The sequence below is a fragment of the Veillonella absiana genome (assembly GCF_032970865.1).
GTDB classification, from domain to species: domain Bacteria; phylum Bacillota; class Negativicutes; order Veillonellales; family Veillonellaceae; genus Veillonella; species Veillonella absiana.
Genome location: NZ_JAWJZB010000003.1, coordinates 84,067 through 102,593 on the forward strand (window position 1 = coordinate 84,067; position 18,527 = coordinate 102,593).

General features: G+C 38.2%; 20 protein-coding genes. 19 read left to right on the plus strand and 1 reads right to left on the minus strand.

The window, feature by feature from the left end; translation table 11 throughout:
• Positions 1-24 precede the first annotated feature (24 nt).
• The 7 genes from RVY80_RS03110 (at position 25) to RVY80_RS03140 (ending at position 7,356) form a co-directional block, all read left to right on the plus strand.
• Positions 25-942 carry a cell division protein FtsQ/DivIB gene (locus RVY80_RS03110; RefSeq protein ID WP_317329662.1) on the plus strand — a complete coding sequence of 306 codons (918 nt, stop codon included), beginning with the start codon at positions 25-27 and terminating at the stop codon, positions 940-942.
• A gap of 76 nt (positions 943-1,018) precedes the next feature.
• The gene (locus RVY80_RS03115; RefSeq protein WP_399416901.1) at positions 1,019-1,654 is read left to right on the plus strand and encodes a DUF881 domain-containing protein; all 636 of its coding nucleotides are present in this window, start codon (positions 1,019-1,021) and stop codon (positions 1,652-1,654) included.
• A complete protein-coding gene (locus RVY80_RS03120) occupies positions 1,651-1,995 on the plus strand; it encodes a small basic family protein (RefSeq protein ID WP_295188630.1) in 345 nt (114 codons plus the stop codon). The genes RVY80_RS03115 and RVY80_RS03120 overlap by 4 nt, the downstream gene beginning before the upstream one ends.
• Positions 1,996-2,215: 220 nt before the next feature.
• Positions 2,216-3,232: a cell division protein FtsZ gene (ftsZ, locus tag RVY80_RS03125; RefSeq protein ID WP_317329663.1), complete on the plus strand. Its 1,017-nt coding sequence runs from the start codon at positions 2,216-2,218 to the stop codon at positions 3,230-3,232.
• Positions 3,233-3,370: 138 nt separating this feature from the next.
• Positions 3,371-3,940 carry a porin family protein gene (locus RVY80_RS03130; RefSeq protein ID WP_317329664.1) on the plus strand — a complete coding sequence of 190 codons (570 nt, stop codon included), beginning with the start codon at positions 3,371-3,373 and terminating at the stop codon, positions 3,938-3,940.
• Positions 3,941-4,229: 289 nt separating this feature from the next.
• On the plus strand, positions 4,230-5,477 hold the full coding sequence (locus tag RVY80_RS03135) for an aminotransferase class I/II-fold pyridoxal phosphate-dependent enzyme (protein WP_295188639.1): 1,248 nt from the start codon (positions 4,230-4,232) through the stop codon (positions 5,475-5,477).
• Positions 5,478-5,706: 229 nt separating this feature from the next.
• Positions 5,707-7,356 (plus strand): nucleoside kinase, encoded by a 1,650-nt coding sequence (locus RVY80_RS03140; RefSeq protein WP_317329665.1) that lies wholly within the window; start codon positions 5,707-5,709, stop codon positions 7,354-7,356.
• Between the two features lie 270 nt (positions 7,357-7,626).
• Here the strand turns inward: RVY80_RS03140 and RVY80_RS03145 are convergent, their stop codons facing one another.
• Positions 7,627-7,842, minus strand: a complete 216-nt coding sequence (locus RVY80_RS03145; RefSeq protein WP_295188645.1) for a DUF896 domain-containing protein — start codon at positions 7,840-7,842, stop codon at positions 7,627-7,629.
• A gap of 250 nt (positions 7,843-8,092) precedes the next feature.
• Between RVY80_RS03145 and nth the strand changes: the two genes are divergently transcribed.
• The 12 genes from nth (at position 8,093) to upp (ending at position 18,258) form a co-directional block, all read left to right on the plus strand.
• Positions 8,093-8,731, plus strand: coding sequence for an endonuclease III (nth, locus tag RVY80_RS03150; protein WP_317329666.1), 639 nt, complete (start codon positions 8,093-8,095; stop codon positions 8,729-8,731).
• Position 8,732: 1 nt separating this feature from the next.
• A complete protein-coding gene (locus RVY80_RS03155) occupies positions 8,733-10,169 on the plus strand; it encodes a hypothetical protein (RefSeq protein WP_317329667.1) in 1,437 nt (478 codons plus the stop codon).
• Positions 10,170-10,432: 263 nt separating this feature from the next.
• On the plus strand, positions 10,433-10,702 hold the full coding sequence (locus RVY80_RS03160; protein WP_295191594.1) for a YdbC family protein: 270 nt from the start codon (positions 10,433-10,435) through the stop codon (positions 10,700-10,702).
• A gap of 97 nt (positions 10,703-10,799) precedes the next feature.
• Positions 10,800-10,997: a 50S ribosomal protein L31 gene (rpmE, locus tag RVY80_RS03165; RefSeq protein ID WP_317329668.1), complete on the plus strand. Its 198-nt coding sequence runs from the start codon at positions 10,800-10,802 to the stop codon at positions 10,995-10,997.
• A 132-nt stretch (positions 10,998-11,129) separates the two neighbouring features.
• Positions 11,130-11,963: a DUF1385 domain-containing protein gene (locus tag RVY80_RS03170; protein ID WP_295191597.1), complete on the plus strand. Its 834-nt coding sequence runs from the start codon at positions 11,130-11,132 to the stop codon at positions 11,961-11,963.
• Positions 11,964-11,978: 15 nt separating this feature from the next.
• A complete protein-coding gene (gene prfA / locus RVY80_RS03175) occupies positions 11,979-13,061 on the plus strand; it encodes a peptide chain release factor 1 (RefSeq protein ID WP_295191588.1) in 1,083 nt (360 codons plus the stop codon).
• Positions 13,054-13,920 (plus strand): peptide chain release factor N(5)-glutamine methyltransferase, encoded by an 867-nt coding sequence (gene prmC / locus RVY80_RS03180; protein WP_295191586.1) that lies wholly within the window; start codon positions 13,054-13,056, stop codon positions 13,918-13,920. Before prfA ends, prmC begins: the two co-directional genes overlap by 8 nt.
• A gap of 12 nt (positions 13,921-13,932) precedes the next feature.
• A complete protein-coding gene (locus RVY80_RS03185; protein WP_295192627.1) occupies positions 13,933-15,069 on the plus strand; it encodes an L-threonylcarbamoyladenylate synthase in 1,137 nt (378 codons plus the stop codon).
• A 186-nt stretch (positions 15,070-15,255) separates the two neighbouring features.
• Complete coding sequence (locus tag RVY80_RS03190; protein WP_295191580.1) at positions 15,256-15,699, plus strand: low molecular weight protein arginine phosphatase; 444 nt, start codon at positions 15,256-15,258, stop codon at positions 15,697-15,699.
• 13 nt (positions 15,700-15,712) lie between these two features.
• Positions 15,713-16,150, plus strand: a complete 438-nt coding sequence (gene rpiB, locus RVY80_RS03195) for a ribose 5-phosphate isomerase B (protein ID WP_295191577.1) — start codon at positions 15,713-15,715, stop codon at positions 16,148-16,150.
• Between the two features lie 16 nt (positions 16,151-16,166).
• Positions 16,167-17,399 carry a serine hydroxymethyltransferase gene (locus RVY80_RS03200; protein ID WP_295191574.1) on the plus strand — a complete coding sequence of 411 codons (1,233 nt, stop codon included), beginning with the start codon at positions 16,167-16,169 and terminating at the stop codon, positions 17,397-17,399.
• Between the two features lie 232 nt (positions 17,400-17,631).
• Positions 17,632-18,258: a uracil phosphoribosyltransferase gene (gene upp, locus RVY80_RS03205; RefSeq protein WP_295191571.1), complete on the plus strand. Its 627-nt coding sequence runs from the start codon at positions 17,632-17,634 to the stop codon at positions 18,256-18,258.
• The last annotated feature ends 269 nt before the right edge of the window (positions 18,259-18,527 follow it).

Below are 18,527 nucleotides of genomic sequence, written 5' to 3' on the forward strand. Positions count from 1 at the left end.
TGTAAAGAGTAGAAGGGAGAGGACATGGACGAAAGACAATTTCGTAACGAAAGACATCCGCGCCCCTCTCACGAAGAGTCTGTAAAACAACAGCCTTTTATACAAGACTCTGGACAAACACAACAAAGATTTCAACCAGCTGCTTATTCTGCGCAAGAGGAATATGAACGTAGTACATATGATTCTGAACATAGTGAGACACACCGTCGTATGTCTCATGGACATGCAGAAGAACCCCCATCCACCAATAAACGAAGCAAACTTGTTAAAATCGGTGCCGCTGTTTTAGTGGGATTAGCATTACTCTATGTATTGCCAATTCCATTAGGAGATATGCGTGTCACTGGGTCTGACAAAGTGACGCTGGAGGATGTGAAGGTAGCTGGCAATATAGATGAACCTGTAAATCTATTAAAAGTTCGTACAGAAAAATTAAAAGATCGATTGTCTAAAGACTTACGAGTTGAGGAAGCACAAATTAGTTATGAATTTCCTCTGACCATGGTCGTTAATATTGTTGAACGTCGTGCAATTGCGGTTATTCCATCTCAATTTGGATATCTAACATTAGATAAAACTGGCCAAGTCGTTGCTAGTGAACCAGCTATTACGGCAACTAATGTGCCAATTATTTCTGGGGTAAAGACGGGTAATATTTTGCTAGGCGATACTATAACCAATCCAGATATTTTGGCAGCGTTGACCTATTTAAATGCGTTGAGCAGAGATGGGTTTAAAAACATTGCAGAAGTAAATATCGGAGATCCTGATAATTTATTGGCCTATACAGTTAACGGATTACAATTACGGTTAGGAAATTCTCAAGATTTAGCGAAAAAAGCAGAACTTTCAGAATCGATGATCAAAGATATCGAAACACGAAAAGTAAATGCTCAATATATAGATGTCAATTTAACGTCACCATACATTAAAGCGCAATAATGCGTAGAAGAGGTAGATTTAAGAAGTGAAACATGAACGCTGGTCCATAGCGTTGGTAAGTTTTGTATTGGGGTTTATGGTGGTCACTCAATACAAGATGACACAACAAAATATAGATGAAAATATTCGGTTACAACGTACCGGTGATTTGGCGGTCCAATTGACGGCCGTTCAAAAAGAACGAGACGATTTACTCAAACAAGTGGAATACATGAAATCGCAAGGTGTCAGTGATGGTGGTATAGCGGATGAACAACTCAAATTGCGTGCAGGCCTGACCAATGTAAAAGGAAAGGGGGTATCTGTTACCATTGAAGATAGCTCGGCGCCTATACAGAGTGGAGAAAATCCAAATTTGTACATCATCCATGATGAAGATATTTTACGTGTAGTCAATGAACTTCGTGCGGGTGGTGCTGAGGCTATAGCCATTAACGATCAACGATTAATTGGAACAAGTGAAATTCGTTGCTCTGGTCCAACTATTACTGTAAATGGTAAGGTTTTTGGCGCACCATTTATTGTGACTGCTATTGGTGATCCTGATACATTAAATTCGGCACTCACACTTCGTGGTGGGGTTGTAGATTCATTAAAACATTGGGGTATTAAAGTGACTGTGAAAAAGGAACAGTCTGTGGCAGTACCAGCCTTTACAGGCACCTTTAAATCTGATTATTTGCAACCCAATGAGCAAGGAGGTAAAGGATGAATATTTATATCTTTGCCTTAATGGGGCTCATACTTGGGAGTGTAATAGGATGGTTTGCACCCATATCGATTCCTGCAAATTATGCGCCCTATACATCAGTAGCTGTACTAGCGGCATTAGATGCTATATTTGGAGGCAGTCGGGCAGCCCTAGAACGAGTATTTGATATACAGAATTTTATCATTGGCTTTGTGGCCAATATGGTACTTGCCGTATTTTTAGTGTATATTGGTAATTTAATTGGTATTAATTTATACTATGTAGCATTAATTGGCTTTGGAATTCGGGTATTTTTAAATGTATCTGCTATACGAAATATAGTTATGACAAAACGCTTATAGTAAACTTAGTCCATTAATCATTCAAAATATTCTTTCATTATGCGTATAGTGAAAGTTATTAATGACTTCATTTACTATTAATTCTCATAAGATATATTGTAATAGTGGAAACTTTTCTAAATTTATTGTAGAATAATAGTAATTGATTAAAAGTAAAGCAGTATATTAATGAGAAGCGTTATAATATATTGATATAAAAGCGATTAGAGGAGGAACTTCGATGTCTGATTTTGCAAATATTAAAGTTATTGGTGTCGGTGGTGGCGGCAATAATGCTGTTAACCGCATGATTGAAAGTGGCCTTCAAGGCGTACAATTCTTGTCTGCTAATACAGAAAGCCAAGTATTAGAATTGTCCCAAGCAGATGTTAAAATCCAATTGGGTGAAAAAGTAACTAGAGGTCTTGGTGCTGGTGCAAATCCACAAGTTGGTGAAGAAGCAGCTCAAGAATCTCGCGAAGAAATCATGAAAGCTCTTGATGGTGCTGACATGGTATTCGTAACTGCAGGTATGGGCGGTGGTACTGGTACAGGTGCTGCTCCAATCGTTGCAGAATGTGCTAAAGAATTAGGCGCTTTAACAGTTGGTGTGGTAACTAAACCTTTCGCATTCGAAGGTAAACGTCGTCGTGCACAAGCTGACAAAGGTATCGAGTTTTTGACTCAAAAAGTAGATACTATCATTACAATCCCTAATGATAAATTACTACAAGTAGTAGATAAAAAATGCTCCTTAAGTGATGCATTCCGTACTGCTGATGATGTTCTTCGTCAAGGTATCAAAGGTATTTCTGATTTGATTCAAGTACCTGGTCTTATCAATCTTGACTTTGCTGACGTTAAAACTATCATGACTGATCAAGGCGAAGCTTTGATGGGGATTGGTGTTGGCGAAGGTGAAAACCGTGCAGCTGACGCTGCTAAAATGGCTATTAACAGCCCATTGCTTGAAACGTCTATCGAAGGTGCAAAAGGCATTTTGCTTAACATCAGTGGTAGCAGCAACTTGAGTTTGTTTGAAATTAACGAAGCAGCAGAAATTATTTCTGAAGCCGCTGATCCTGATGCAAACATCATCTTCGGTTCCGTTATCGATGATAACTTGGGTGACAAAGTACAAATCACTGTAGTAGCTACAGGTTTTGGTTCTAGTAACAAATCTGTGCCTGAATTTGGCAAAAAAACATTCTCTGCACCTAACAATGGTCCAGATATCCCTACATTCATGAAACGCTAATTGTCGTTTTATGATTGTATGACCTCATAACAATCGATTGCTGTTAAGTCTTTGAATTTTGTTATGATTAATAATCTATTCTAGTCTTTATTATGTTGGGGAACTAGTTTTCTAGTTTATATACAGGAGGAAGTAGACATGAAAAAAATTATTTTGACTGCATTAGCAGCTACATTGGTAACTGGTGCGGCATTTGCCTCAGTAGTACCTGTAACAGAAATGAGTAAAGATTCTTCTAAAATCCAGGTAGAATATGCTTTTGATCAACATGTATCCGGTTCTGACGGTCGTGATGATGGATTCGGTGCATCTTTATCTCATGATTTGAGCGACAAATCTGCATTACAGTATGGGTACTCAAAAACTAATGCTGATAATGGTGATATTAAAGATCATCAATTAGCATATGTATATAAAGTACATAATAATGTAAATATTTATGGTGCGGGTACTTACATTAAATCTGGAGATACTGAATTTGGCTACCAAGGTGGTGTAATTGGTCATACAGATTTAACTGATCGTATTAAAGGTTATGCAAAAGCTGGTTTTGGTAACGATATTAAACAATCTTACCAAATTGGTGCAGCCTATGCACTTAAGCCTGATATCGATTTGAACGTATACTACGGGTACGATAAATATAGTATTGATAATAATGATAAAACAGCTAAAGGTATTCACGCTGGTGTAGGTTATTCTTTCTAATTTTAGAGTTGATAGAATAGGCATAATAAAAGCGTCCAATCACTTTGATTGGACGCTTTTTAAATACCTAAATTTGACGATTTTTATGCGGTTTAGTTAAATAATACTCTATATATAGACCGCTATAGTAGTCATTGGTCATTTTCCAACTTCCAACTTCTTAAAAACTATTGTGTATACAATATTCTTTACTAGATTTTAAAATTTTTTGGTATAGCTGTTGTATAAATACTCTTATTTGGGTATGATAGGTATGTAATTTACTTATTTAGACAGGATGGTGTTCTTCATGGCAACAAGTTTAGCAGCAAAACATGCAAAAGGGAAAAAACTGAAAGATGTAATCTTTGTAACATCAGGACAGGCGCAAGCTGATGCAAAAGCTATTGGCAAGGAAAACGTATTAAATGGCACAGTTGGATCTATTTTAAATGAAGATGGAAATCTTGTATTTCTTAAAACTGTAAAAGAGGCGTATCTCAATCTTCCTGATGCAGATTATGTGGGATATGCACCAATCGAAGGTATTCCTGAATTCCTTGAGGCTGTCCAAAATCTTTGTTTTGGTAATTATAAGCCAGAAGGTTATATTCGTGATATTGCTACTGCTGGGGGAACTGGCGGTGTCCATCATTTAATTTATAACTATACTGATATTGGTGATGAAGTGTTGACTGCCGATTGGTATTGGGGCTCTTATAAAGTTATGTGTAATGACTGTGGTCGTACATTAGTTACGTATTCTTTATTTGATGATGAAAACAAATTCAATCATGTTGACTTCCAAGCTAAGGTAAATACTCTTTGTGAAAAACAAGATAATATTGTTATGATTTTCAACACTCCAGGTAATAATCCAACAGGATATTCCATTCCTGAAGCTGATTGGGATCAAATTTTAGACTTCTTAAAAACAAAAGCATCTTCTGGTAAAAATATTATTATTGGGGTTGATGTAGCCTATATTGATTACTCCGGTGATAAAGAGGCGGTCCGTAAATTCTTCAAAAAATTTGGTAATTTGCCAAAAGAGATGCTCACCGTTGTTTGTTATAGTATTTCTAAAGGTTTTACTATGTACGGTCAACGCGTTGGCGCTATGATTGGTGTTTCTGCTGATAAAGATGTAGCTGATGAATTTTATGAAATTAATAAAATGACATCTCGTGCTACATGGTCCAATATTTGTCGACCTGCCATGAAAACAGTTGTAAATCTTGTGGCTAATGAAGAGAAATATAAAGCTTATGAAGCTGAACGAGATCAATATGATGTATTAATTCATGAACGTGCCAATATTTTTAAGGAAGAAGCTGAGGAATGTGGCTTACCAATGTTGCCATACCATGGTGGATTCTTTATTACTATTCCTACAGATTCAGCAACTGAAATTTGTGAAGAATTGAAAAAAGACCATATTTATGTTATCGCACTAGCTAATGGTATTCGTGTAGCTGCTTGTGGTATCCCTAAACGTCAAATGAAGGGATTAGCAGGTAAAATGTTTGAGGTTATGAAACGTTTGGGTAAACTATGATTTGGTTTTACTAGAATTGGAATACTAATATATTAGTAAGTACAAAAAATTATAATGCGAAAAAAATGTTTAGTAAAAATAATGAGTGTTGTTGAGTAACACTCATTATTTTTTTGGTTCTATATGTGGTATGCTAAGAATATAATTTATAGTATACTCGCATGATATATGATAGACGATATAATTGATTAAGAATAAGTACTTATTTATAGAGAGGGAGGGTCCTGTATTGTTTACTGTTACCGATAATTATGGTTCCTCAGTGAATATACCAGAAGGAACAACTTTGGGCGAAGCCTATAATCTATTAAAGCCACATGACAAATATCCAATTGTATTAGGGGCTATCAATAATGATGTGAGTGACTTTCAAACCATAATTAAGTGTGATGCTCATATTAGATGGATTACGATTAATACCCAGGAAGGTCATAGTGCCTATCAACGAACTTTAATTTTAATGCTAGTTAGAGCCGCGGATATGTTATTCCCCCATAGTTATGTTCGTGTTGCCCATTCATTGGGAAAAGCATTGTATTGTGAATTAACGTTTCCAGATGGAGAGCTATTAACTGTTCATCACGTACATCAATTAGAAGCACAGATGAAACGTATTCAAGATGAGTTTCCAGACATAGAAAAGATTAAGGTGGGACGTGAGGAAACCATTGAATATTTGCAAGGTGTAGGCAAGGCGGATGACGCTGCTTTACTTGAACATATGGAACGCGTAGATGTGACTTATTATCGTAATGGGGATATGGCAGATTATTATTTTGGCCCCATGTTACCATCATTAACATATGCAGAACTATTTGAGTTGCAACATTATGCACCAGGATTTTTACTGAAATATCCAGATATCGATGATCCTTATGTATTAGAACCCTATGAAGAAATACCTAAATTTGCTAAAGTCTTTTTAGAGGCAAAGCAGTGGGGACGAATACTTGATTGTTCTTATGTGAATCAATTAAATCATTATATTGATACAGGAGAAATTACAGATATTATTGAGCTTGCTGAAGGTTTACAAGAGAAAAAGCAGGCTAGTATTGCTGATATGATTGTGGCACAGTCTCCGGCTATTAAATTAGTGTTAATTGCTGGACCATCTTCGGCAGGAAAAACGACATTTACGAAACGATTGTGTACACAACTGCGTATTAATGATCGTAAACCGTTGATGTTATCTCTAGATGATTATTTCTATGAAAGAAGTAAAACCCCGAAATTACCGAATGGTGATTATGATTTTGAGTCGATAGCCGCATTGGATATTGACCTGTTTAATGAAAATATTCGTGACCTCTATGAAGGCAAGGCCGTTCATTTACCGACATTCCATTTTACTGATGGTTCTAGGACTTTTAGAGATGATGCCGTACAGTTGGAATCTAATTCTATTGTTGTGGTAGAAGGATTGCATGCCCTTAATGATGATTTAAGTCGCATTGTACCTCGCTATGAAAAGATAAAAATTTATTTAGGTGCATTAACTCAGTTAGCTATTAATGATCACAATCGTATTTCTACCTCTGATACTCGTTTAGTTCGTCGTTTAGTGCGCGATTTTAAATTTAGAGGGGCTAATGCGCAACGAACGTTTAAAATGTGGCGAGATGTACGAAAAGGGGAGAAAACAAATATTTTCCCTTTTCAAGAGGATGCGGATATCATATTTAATTCAGCTCTTATTTATGAGTTGCCAGTATTGAAGAAAGAGGCAATGCCATTATTAGAATCTGTTTCAAAAGATGATGAATATTATCCGTTGGCACACCATTTGATTCGCTTTCTATCACCATTTAAGGAATTGGACGGCTCTTTTGTTCCGAAGAGAAGTTTGTTGCGAGAGTTTATTGGTAATGATAACTAAGATTACGGTAAGAAAAATTTAGGTGTAAAATTTGATTTATGATAAAAGGTTAATTTAATAAAAATAGTTGTGTCATAACTCTCGTAGTTGGATATATAGTGTGGTATATAATAAAAGACCGTCCAAGCAGTGTGAACTGTCCCCTAACGTTAGAATACTAGGTCTAACATTAGGGGGAGAGTTCAGTGCTTAGGCGGTCTTCTATATGTTGTTATAGTTACATGTCATTACTTTGGGTCATGCCCCCAATAGGGAGGAAAGAAGTTCTCATCATTGTGTTTTCTTTTGTTTGGCAGGGGTAATAGATCCATCGGCCTCAACAAATTCCACACGGTCTAACGTTTGGGTCACTTGACCACGAATGAATCCGAGGTAGATATCATATAACTTTTTCTTTTCAGCGAGTTCTGCTTCTGTAAGAGGTTGGCCAGATTTTTTTTTATGGGCTAGCTCATTAATGCGTTTTATTGTATCGTTAATATTCATGGGTAACTCCTAATATAATTACATGGCAAGGATAAATGAGGTTATACCTGTTGTATATTGGTAAAAATACTGTCACTATGATTTTCATCGGTTATTATTGTACCATAGGTATGCTGTTTTTCAATATACTACTTGTTTTTGATATAGACTAAAAGTGTTCATACATAGACTAGAAGCGATGAATACTATATAATTGTGAATGTATAATAGAAAGCATTATAGTACTTTCACAAGTGTAGAAAGGAGCATCATGCGTGTAACGAAAGCGATTAAAGCGGAGCAACTCCGTATATTAGAAAAAACGTATTTTGATGCGAAACCGGCATTAGAATATTCCAATGATTTTGAATTATTAGTAGCCGTTGTGCTCTCTGCACAATGCACGGACGAACGTGTAAATATTGTAACTCGCCGTATTTTCCCTGAATTAAATACACCAGCAGCGATGTTATCCATTGGTGTCAAAAAACTGGAAATGCTCATCAAGGATTGTGGACTCTACAAATCAAAGGCTAATAATTTGATTAAGACCTGCGATATTTTGGTGCATCAATATAAGGGGGAGGTACCTCACGAATTCGAGCAGCTCATTGAATTACCAGGGGTAGGACGCAAGACGGCGAATGTGGTCGTGTCTGTTCTATATGGTACACCAGCAATCGCTGTAGATACTCATGTATTCCGTGTATCTAATCGATTAAAATTAGGCGTAGCCTCCACACCAGAGGAAATGGAATTAAAATTACAAAAAGCCATTCCAAAGGATAAATGGAGTGCAGCTCATCATTGGTTAATTTATCATGGACGTCGCCTCTGCAAGGCACGTAAACCATTATGTGGGGAATGTATGCTGGCGCATGTATGCCCATCCGCCGGAAAGGTTGTGTAATATGTTAGAAAAATATCAATCCATTATTGAATTATATAAATCTCATAATTTGGAAGGCATCGATATGGTAAACGAATTGATGCGTTTCCAAGCACTAGATCAATTGGTTTCCTCTAATGCACATGCTCGCGAGTGGGGATTAACATCGGAGGCTCTCTATAAATTGGCAGAACGTTCTACCTCAGAGGCATTTGGTCCAATACCATATGATGAAGAAACGATGACTAAAATTTATGGTCCATCTTTCGCGATTAATCTTATTGATTTTATTACTGATACAGATTATTTAGAGGGCATTGATGCTGGTCATCAATGGGAAACTCCTATTCGTGAAAGCATCGAAGCTCACAAGGATACAGATCATCTTGTATTGTTCGCCTATGTAGAAGAATATGCGTGCATGATAGAGGAGATTTTACAATCCTTTGAGCCTAAGAAGGTAGTGCTCTATACAGCATCTCCTGTATGCTATAGCGTATTGTCTCGTCTATATCCAATGGCGCAAATCATTAATCGTTGGCCACATGCTAGTTACTTTGATCATATTGTGACTGCATCTGTGGGCATGTTTAAACCATGTGAAGATATTGTAGAAGAAGTGGCCAATGGTCTTAATAATCTCGTACAATATGGCACAGCACGTTTGTTTGTACCATCTACTATGGCGCAAGCACAAGTAGGCCTAAATAAAATGGCTCTACAATTCTTCCTTACACAAAAGCGGATTGAAAAAATCTGTGAATGGGCACCACTAGGGGCTTATGAAATTATTTATGGACCGGCCGATGTAAAGAAAATGAACATCGGTGTTCGTGAATTTGATGGCAACGAATGGAAGGAAACGGCATTCATTAAATTGCCACATGGCGTATTTGGTGATATGACGGTATTTACTGTACTTAATTATGCACTATCTCTGCGATCTATATTATTACCGGGGGGGCAAATGGATCCCACATTAGGTCAAGATGGTATCTATTCTTTAGACAGTCGTGTGCCAGTGACTACACGTACAAGTTTCGCGGCAGAAGGTGCGTATATGGTAGCTTTCAAACAAGATGGTGAAGATGTAGAGGTAGTATTAACTACACAAGCACCGGACCAAGGTGTATACTGGATGTTCCCCGATCAAGAATTGGCATACCTATGGTATACCTATTTCACGAGTACCATTGGGAAAACAATTATGGCCCATATTACACATATTGCAAGAACAGAAGAGGGGTTCGGTTATTTCTTGGGGAATTGTCGACGTTCTATATTAAATGTAAATGATGAAGCTGCCTTGATTGAATCTGTTACTAAAGGACAAGTGGCGTATGCGGAAGCGATTACCAAAGCCCAAGAATCATGGCAACACACAATTGATACGGTGGCCACTAAGGTTGTACCTTTGGTAGAATCCATTGATTTAGAGGCCTATACAGATAACAATTAATAGATGGGTCATCATGGATTAAGTATTAAATAATTATTGGTAAAGTCTGTTTTATTTAATCGTTGGTCCATGATGAAGACAAATTAATGTATTGATTATATAGTAGATTCGTTAATCGTATACGTGGTAGAAAATATAGGACTTGACATATGGTGTACACTATATAGTGTAGGCATAAATAAATCATAGATTTAATATTGCCCCATTTCGCCATTAGTTAATAGCAAAATCTATTAACGTTACGAATGAGAGGAGGGTAACTCATGGCAGTTATCAATTTTGAAATCTTCAATGTGCTAGGCACACTTTCTGAAGATAAAGACGGTTGGAAAAAACAATTAACATGTACAAGTTGGGGCAAATACAATCCTAAATTTGACCTTCGTTCCTGGGACAGTGAATACACAGGTATGAAGAAAGGTATTACCTTAAATTTAGAAGAAATTATTGCCTTACGGGATCTTTTAAATGAAATTAATTTAGAAGAAGTTCTTGAAGCAGCCATTGCAGAAAAGCAAGCTTCTAAAGAATAAAAATCAGCGGTACTGCTGACTAAACTATTGCATTTAAGGGTTCATCGTGCTATAATCTATAAGAATAATATTGGAATGCTGGAAAGAGGTGTATAGAATGAAACAAGGTATTCATCCAGACTATAAAGAAGCTATAGTTACTTGCGGTTGCGGTAACTCTTTCAAAACTGGTTCCGTTAAAGGTGACCTTCGTGTAGACGTATGCTCTAAATGTCATCCGTTCTTTACTGGTCAACAACGTGCGGCTCAAGCTCGTGGTCGTATTGAACAATTTAACAAACGTTACGGTAAATAATATCGTACTGTTACTTAGCATGTATATGGCAGAGCTTAGAGCTCTGCCTATATTTGTTTAATAGAGGAGACGTTTGTGACTACAGAACGGATTAAAAAATTTGTTGGAGGTCAGGCTGTCATCGAAGGTGTGATGATGCGTGGCCCTGGATATACAGCGACAGCGGTACGTGAACCATCTGGTTCCATTGTTGTCAACAAGGAAGCGACTACATCTATTTCGGATCGATTTCCTATTTTAAAGAAACCTTTTTTACGAGGCTGTGTGTCCTTATATGAATCACTCATCATTGGTATGAAAGCATTGTCTTTCTCTGCCAAGGCTGCCGGTGAAGACGATGAGGAAATGAGTAATACTGAGATTGCCATGACTATGGCGTTCTCGACAGTTGTAGCAATTGCATTGTTTTTGGCATTGCCTACGTATGCAACGAAATGGATTCCTGGTATCGGGGATAATCATGTAGCATTGAACTTAGTAGAGGGTGTGATTCGCCTCGTATTGTTTTTATTATATATATGGGCCATTGGCTTAACGGCAGATATTAAACGGGTCTTTCAGTATCACGGGGCGGAACATAAAACTATCCACACCTATGAAAGTGACATGGAACTGACCGTTGAAAATGTACGTAACCATTCACGTTTACATGCCCGTTGCGGTACGAATTTCTTGCTCATCGTTATGGTGGTCAGCATTTTCGTATTTGCGTTCCTCGGTTGGCCAAATCTATTGGAACGTATTGTATCTCGCGTATTATTGATGCCTGTGGTGGCGGGGATTTCCTATGAAATGATTCGCATTGCTGGTCGTAGCGAGAACTCAATTGTGAAAGCACTCATCACACCAGGTTTATGGTTGCAATATATGACAACACGTGAGCCTGATGATGATCAAATAGAAGTAGCTATTCGTGCTCTTCAAGAAGTACGACCTAGCGAAGAAGATGCATATGAAGAAGATTAGGAGTTAATCAGATTTATGTTAGTAGATAAATTACAAGTTATTGAAGACAAATTTATGGACCTTGAGCAACGCATCAGTGACCCTGAAATCATTGCACGTCAACAAGAATGGCAAAAATTGACTCGCCAACATGCGTCCCTTACAGATACGGTGGAAACTTTCAGAACCTATAAAAAAGTTTTATCTGGCCTGGACGAAGCGATGGAGGTTTTAGAAGATAAATCTCTTGATGAAGATTTCCGTGCCATGGCGCAAGAGGAATTAAAAGAGTTGAAGGAACAACGTGAAGAGCTAGAAGAAAAACTTCACATTTTGTTGTTACCAAAAGACCCTAATGATGATAAAAATATTATCATTGAAATTCGTGGTGGTGCAGGTGGTGATGAAGCCGCATTATTTGCCGGTGACTTGTTCCGTATGTATACAAAATATGCGGAAACGCAAGGGTGGAAGTGCGATATCATTGATGCTAATGAACCGGAACTGGGTGGTTTCAAAGAGGTTGTATTCTCTGTTGATGGCGATAGTGTATATTCTAAAATGAAATTCGAATCTGGCGTACATCGTGTACAACGTGTACCAGCAACTGAAACACAAGGTCGTGTTCATACATCTACTGTAACGGTAGCGGTATTGCCAGAAATGGAAGAGGTTGATGTTGAAATCAACGAAAAAGATCTTCAAATCGATACATACCGTGCCAGTGGTGCCGGTGGTCAGCATATTAATAAAACAGAATCTGCTGTACGTATTACTCACATCCCATCAGGTATTGTTGTAGCTTGTCAGGACCAACGTTCTCAGCTCAAAAACCGTGATAAAGCGATGAAAGTATTGCGTGCACGCTTGCAAGATAAGGCAGACCAAGAGGCCGCATCTACTGTAGCCGCTGACCGTAAGAGTCAAGTTGGTACTGGTGACCGTAGTGAACGTATTCGTACCTATAACTACCCTCAAGGTCGTGTGACAGATCATCGTATCAATTTAACATTGTACAAATTAGATGCCATTTTAAATGGTGACCTTGATGAACTCATTCAAGGCCTTGTAGCAGCTGACCAAGCTGCTAAAATGCAAGGAGCAGCAAATAATGAATAAGGAGATTTGGACTGTCGGTCGTATTCTCCAATGGACAGAGCAGTATTTTCGTAGCAAGGAGATGGATTCACCTCGACTTGATGGGGAAGTACTGCTTTCTCATATATTAGGGAAAGATCGTATTTATTTATATACTCACTATGACCAACCTTTAGTGCAAGAGGAGTTAGACGCTTTTCGTCCACTTGTACAAGAACGTGCAAAGGGCCGTAGCGTGGCCAGTATTATTGGGGAAAAGGACTTTATGGGGCTTACCTTTAAGGTAAATGAACATGTACTGATTCCGCGTCCTGATACGGAAACCTTAGTGGAATACGTATTAGATACATTACCTAAGGATTTTTCTGGACGTATTCTCGATGTATGCAGTGGCCCAGGCACGATTCTGTTGAGCTTATTACATTATTTACCACAGGCAAGTGGAATGGGCTTGGAATTATCAATACAGGCATTACAGGTAGCAGAGCAGAATCGTAATCAATTACAGCTTGCTGAGCGCAGTATATTTAAACATTCTGATATGTTCAAGGCTATTGAACATTCTGGTGAAAGCTTTGACGTCATCGTTTCCAATCCACCGTATATTACATCAGCAGATATGAGAATATTAGCACCAGAGGTGTTGGCGGAACCACATATGGCCCTTGAAGGTGGCGCAGATGGCCTTGATTTCTATCGTATATTAGTAGCTAATAGTGGTCAGTACCTCGTGCCTGGTGGCATATTAGCTATGGAGATTGGTATACATCAGGGAGATGACGTACGTCAATTGTTAGAAGCTACAGGTCAATTTCACGAGATTCAGTATTGTAAGGATTTAGCTGGGATTAATCGCGTTATAGTAGCAAAACGTATGTAAGGTGGTGTCTATATGGACAAAGAACAATTGAATAGTTCAGCTCAAATCAAGAGCGATATCATCACACAAGTAGTTCAAGAGCCATCTAGAGGCATGCTAATACAATTAGGGGCAGCCATTCGGAATGGGAAATTGGTGGCAATTCCCACGGAAACAGTATATGGATTAGGGGCCAATGGCCTCGATCCAGAGGCCATGGACCGTATTTATGCAGCTAAAGGACGCCCATCTGATAATCCACTGATTCTTCATGTACCCGATGCAGAAAGTATCAAACCGTTGGTATTAGAGGTAACGAAAACAGCGCAAAAATTAATGGATGCTTTTTGGCCAGGTCCATTGACCATAACATTACCTAAATCAGACCTCGTACCTGATCGTGCTACTGGTGGATTACCTCGGGTGGCATTACGTTGCCCAGATCATGCTATCTGTCATGAGTTATTGGTAGCAGTTGGCGTTCCTGTGGCAGCACCCAGTGCGAATATATCTGGGCGACCAAGTCCCACAACGGCAGAGGATGTGTATCATGATATGAATGGTCGCATTGAGTATATTTTAGACGATGGCCCCTGTACAATTGGCGTGGAATCGACTGTAGTTGAGGTTCATGATGATGCCGTCACCATTTTGCGGCCCGGTGGTATTACGAAGGAAATGCTAGAAACTGTAGTCGCTCATGTGGATTATGATCCGAATCTGGTCACTGGAAAGACTGTTCCAAAGGCACCAGGTATGAAGTATAAACACTATGCACCAGATTCTCCTATGATTACCTTTGTAGGGGACGATAGGAATGTGGCAGAGGCGATTAAACAGAGCTTAATAGAATCTGATACGTCATTATTAGATACACAAACGAAGCATTCAATAAGAACGGTACAGTCAAAAATTGGTTTATTACTGAGCCAAGAGGTATTTGAATTACTCGGTTCAGATATTACAGATGATAAACAATATTATTGTATTGTATATGGTTCATCATTAGACTATGTGGCTTTGGCACATAGCTTTTACAAATCACTATTACTATTCAATGAAGCTGGCGTTACGCGTATTTTAGCACAAGGTGTATTATCTGAAGGTATCGGTGTAGCTATTATGAATCGCATGGAAAAGGCAAGTAATAAACATGTGATATATGTATAAAAAATTTTGCTAATCTTTGGTATACTAGAGATGATGAAATTTTATATGCTTTCATTAGAATTGTACTATGAAATATTAGAAATAAAGGTTGTCCCTTTGAGATGTATTTTTGTTTCTACATATTGGAGTTATTTGGTATAATGTATAAATAGCCATCAGGTTATTTGTACTGAAAAGGATGTAACAATGCATATTTTATTTGTTTGTACCGGCAATACATGCCGAAGTCCTATGGCGGAAGGCTTAACAAGAGAGCTTGCCAAACAAGAGGGCAAAGCAGTAGAAACAATTTCTGCAGGCCTATTTGCAGCATATGGTGCATTACCTACAGAGGAAGCTGTGAAAGCAGTTGCTTCTATCGTGGATATTTCAGAACATCGCTCTAGACCATTAACAATGGAACTAGTGAATGCAGCTGATTTAATTATCGGTATGACAAAGGAGCATAAATCTGTACTACTTCGTCAGTTTCCGTTTCTTGAGTCTAAAATTAAAACTTTAGCTGAATGGGGTGGCAGTGAAGGTGAAGTGGCAGATCCATTTGGTCAGAGTCAAGAGGTATATGATGCGTGTGCAACGCAAATACAAGATTTGGTAACAAAAGGCCTTAGTGCAGTTGATGGTGAATAATAGGGGTGACAAAATGAAAGTAGCAATTGGTTGTGATCATGGTGGCTTACATTTAAAAGAAGATATTAAATCTCTTTTGGCCGATGGAGGTTACGAAGTAACTGATTTTGGTACAAATAGTACTGATTCTGTTGATTATCCTGATATTGCAGTTCCTGTAGCAAATGCTGTGGCGAACGGCGAATTTGACCGTGGCATCTTGATTTGTGGAACTGGTATCGGCATTGGTATTGCTGCGAATAAGGTAAAAGGTATTCGTGCTGCGCTTTGTCATGACACATTCTCTGCTCATGCATCTCGTGAACATAATAATGCTAACATTTTAACAATGGGGGAACGCATTATTGGTCCGGGTCTAGCTAGAGACATTGTGAAAATTTGGTTAACTACTGAATTTGAAGGTGGCCGACATGAACGTCGTGTCGCTAAAATTGCAGATATTGAAGAATAGATTTTAGGAGGACATTATGAGTTTTTTAGCAAAACAAGATCCAAATGTGAAAGCTGTTATTGATCAAGAATTAATGCGTCAACGCGACAAATTAGAAATGATTGCGTCTGAGAACTTTGTATCTCAAGCAGTTATGGAAGCACAAGGTAGTGTTTTAACTAATAAATATGCAGAAGGTTACCCAGGAAAACGTTATTATGGCGGTTGTGAAAATGTTGACGTTATCGAAACTCTTGCTATTGAAAGAGCAAAACGTCTATTTGGTGCTGAACATGCAAATGTACAACCACATTCTGGTTCCCAAGCAAACTTTGGCGTATACTTTGCTTTGTTACAACCTGGTGACACTATTGTAGGCATGAATTTGTCTCATGGTGGTCATTTGACTCATGGATCTCCTGTAAACGTATCTGGTAACTACTTTAATGTAGTACCTTACGGTGTAGATGCAGATACTCAACAAATCGACTATGAAGAATTCCGCAAAGTAGTATTGGAAGCAAAACCTAAATTGGTTATCGCTGGTGGTAGTGCCTATAGTCGTATTATCGACTTTGAAAAGATGGCAGCTGTTGTTCATGAAGTTGGTGCTATTTTCATGGTAGATATGGCTCACTTTGCTGGCCTAGTAGCTGCTGGTTTACATCCAAATCCAGTGGAATATGCTGACGTTGTAACAACTACAACTCATAAAACATTACGTGGTCCTCGTGGTGGTTTGATTCTTTGCAAAGAAGAATATGCAAAACAAATCGATAAAGCCATCTTCCCTGGCATCCAAGGTGGCCCATTGATGCATGTGATTGCAGCAAAAGCAGTGGCACTTGGTGAAGCATTACAACCAGAATTCAAAGTATATGCACAACAAGTTATCGATAATGCTAAGACATTGGCCGCAGCACTTCAAAAAGAAGGATTAACAATTGTTTCTGGTGGTACTGATACACATGTTATGCTTGTAGACGTTCGTAATACTGGTTTAACTGGTAAAGATGCAGAACATTTATTAGATGAAATCGGTATTACATGTAATAAGAATACAATTCCATTCGATCCAGCTAGCCCATTTGTAACTAGCGGTATTCGCCTTGGCACACCAGCATTAACAACTCGTGGTTTAAAAGAAAAAGATATGGAAGAAATTGCATCTATCATTGCAGCAGTATTGAAAAATCCAGAAGACAAAGCTGTACAAGAAGATGCTCGTAAACGCGTAGATGCATTAACAGCAGCATATCCATTGTACTAATTAGTAAGTTAGTACATGATAATCATTGGATTGTGAATAGATCTTTGCAAAATAAAGTTTTATTATAGTTCATCCACTTATTATAGATATAACGACACCTTTCTTCGGATTTGTGTCGTTTTTCTATGTAAATTACGTGTAAATCTTTAAATTTTTTGTCATTTGTATTAATATATAGTATGAGATAGAAGAGTACATGTTGTAGAAGTAGTCATTTTTAGGAGGCACCGTCATGAATGTAAATGTAATGACACATCCGTTGATTCAACACAAAGTTACGCTAATGCGTGATGAAAACACAGGCTCTAAAGATTTTCGTCAATTATTAGATGAAATTACCTTATTGATGGGCTATGAAATTACCAGAAGCCTTCCATTGGAAGACGTGGAAGTTCAAACGCCTCTAACTAAGATGGTCGGTAAACGTATTGCTGGTAAAAAAGTGGGTATTATTCCAATCTTACGTGCTGGCTTAGGTATGGTAAATGGGATGTTAGAATTGATCCCAACTGCTAAGGTTGGTCATGTTGGTTTATACCGTGATCCAGCAACTTTAAAACCAGTAGAATATTATTGCAAATTACCTAGTGATGTGGGTGAACGCGATTTTATCGTCACAGATCCAATGCTTGCTACAGGAGGTAGTGCATCTGCAGCTATTACATTATTGAAAGAAAAAGGTGCTAAAAACATTAAATTGATGTGTTTAGTAGCGGCACCTGAAGGTGTTGAAGAAGTAAATAAACAACATCCTGATGTGCAGATTTTTGTGGCAGCACTAGATGAAAAATTAAATGAACACGGATACATTCTTCCTGGCTTGGGAGATGCTGGTGATCGTATTTTCGGTACTAAATAATTAAATATTTGTAGCCCCCAATATAATCTTTTGCTCGGAACGCCTTCGGCGTAATGTCGCTACAAGATTATATTGGGGGCTCTTTATTTCCTTATTTGTCAGAAAATACGATCGCAGTATAGGTGAGCTAGGTAGAAATGTATCCGTGTTAGGGATAGAGCGGGAGGAGATGGAGTTTTTGTTCTGCCATATGCTTGGAGGTGGGGGAACCGTACGGATTTGCCTGTATTCGTGTGTGGTCAGCGCTAAAGGGTAGAGTAATTTAGGTG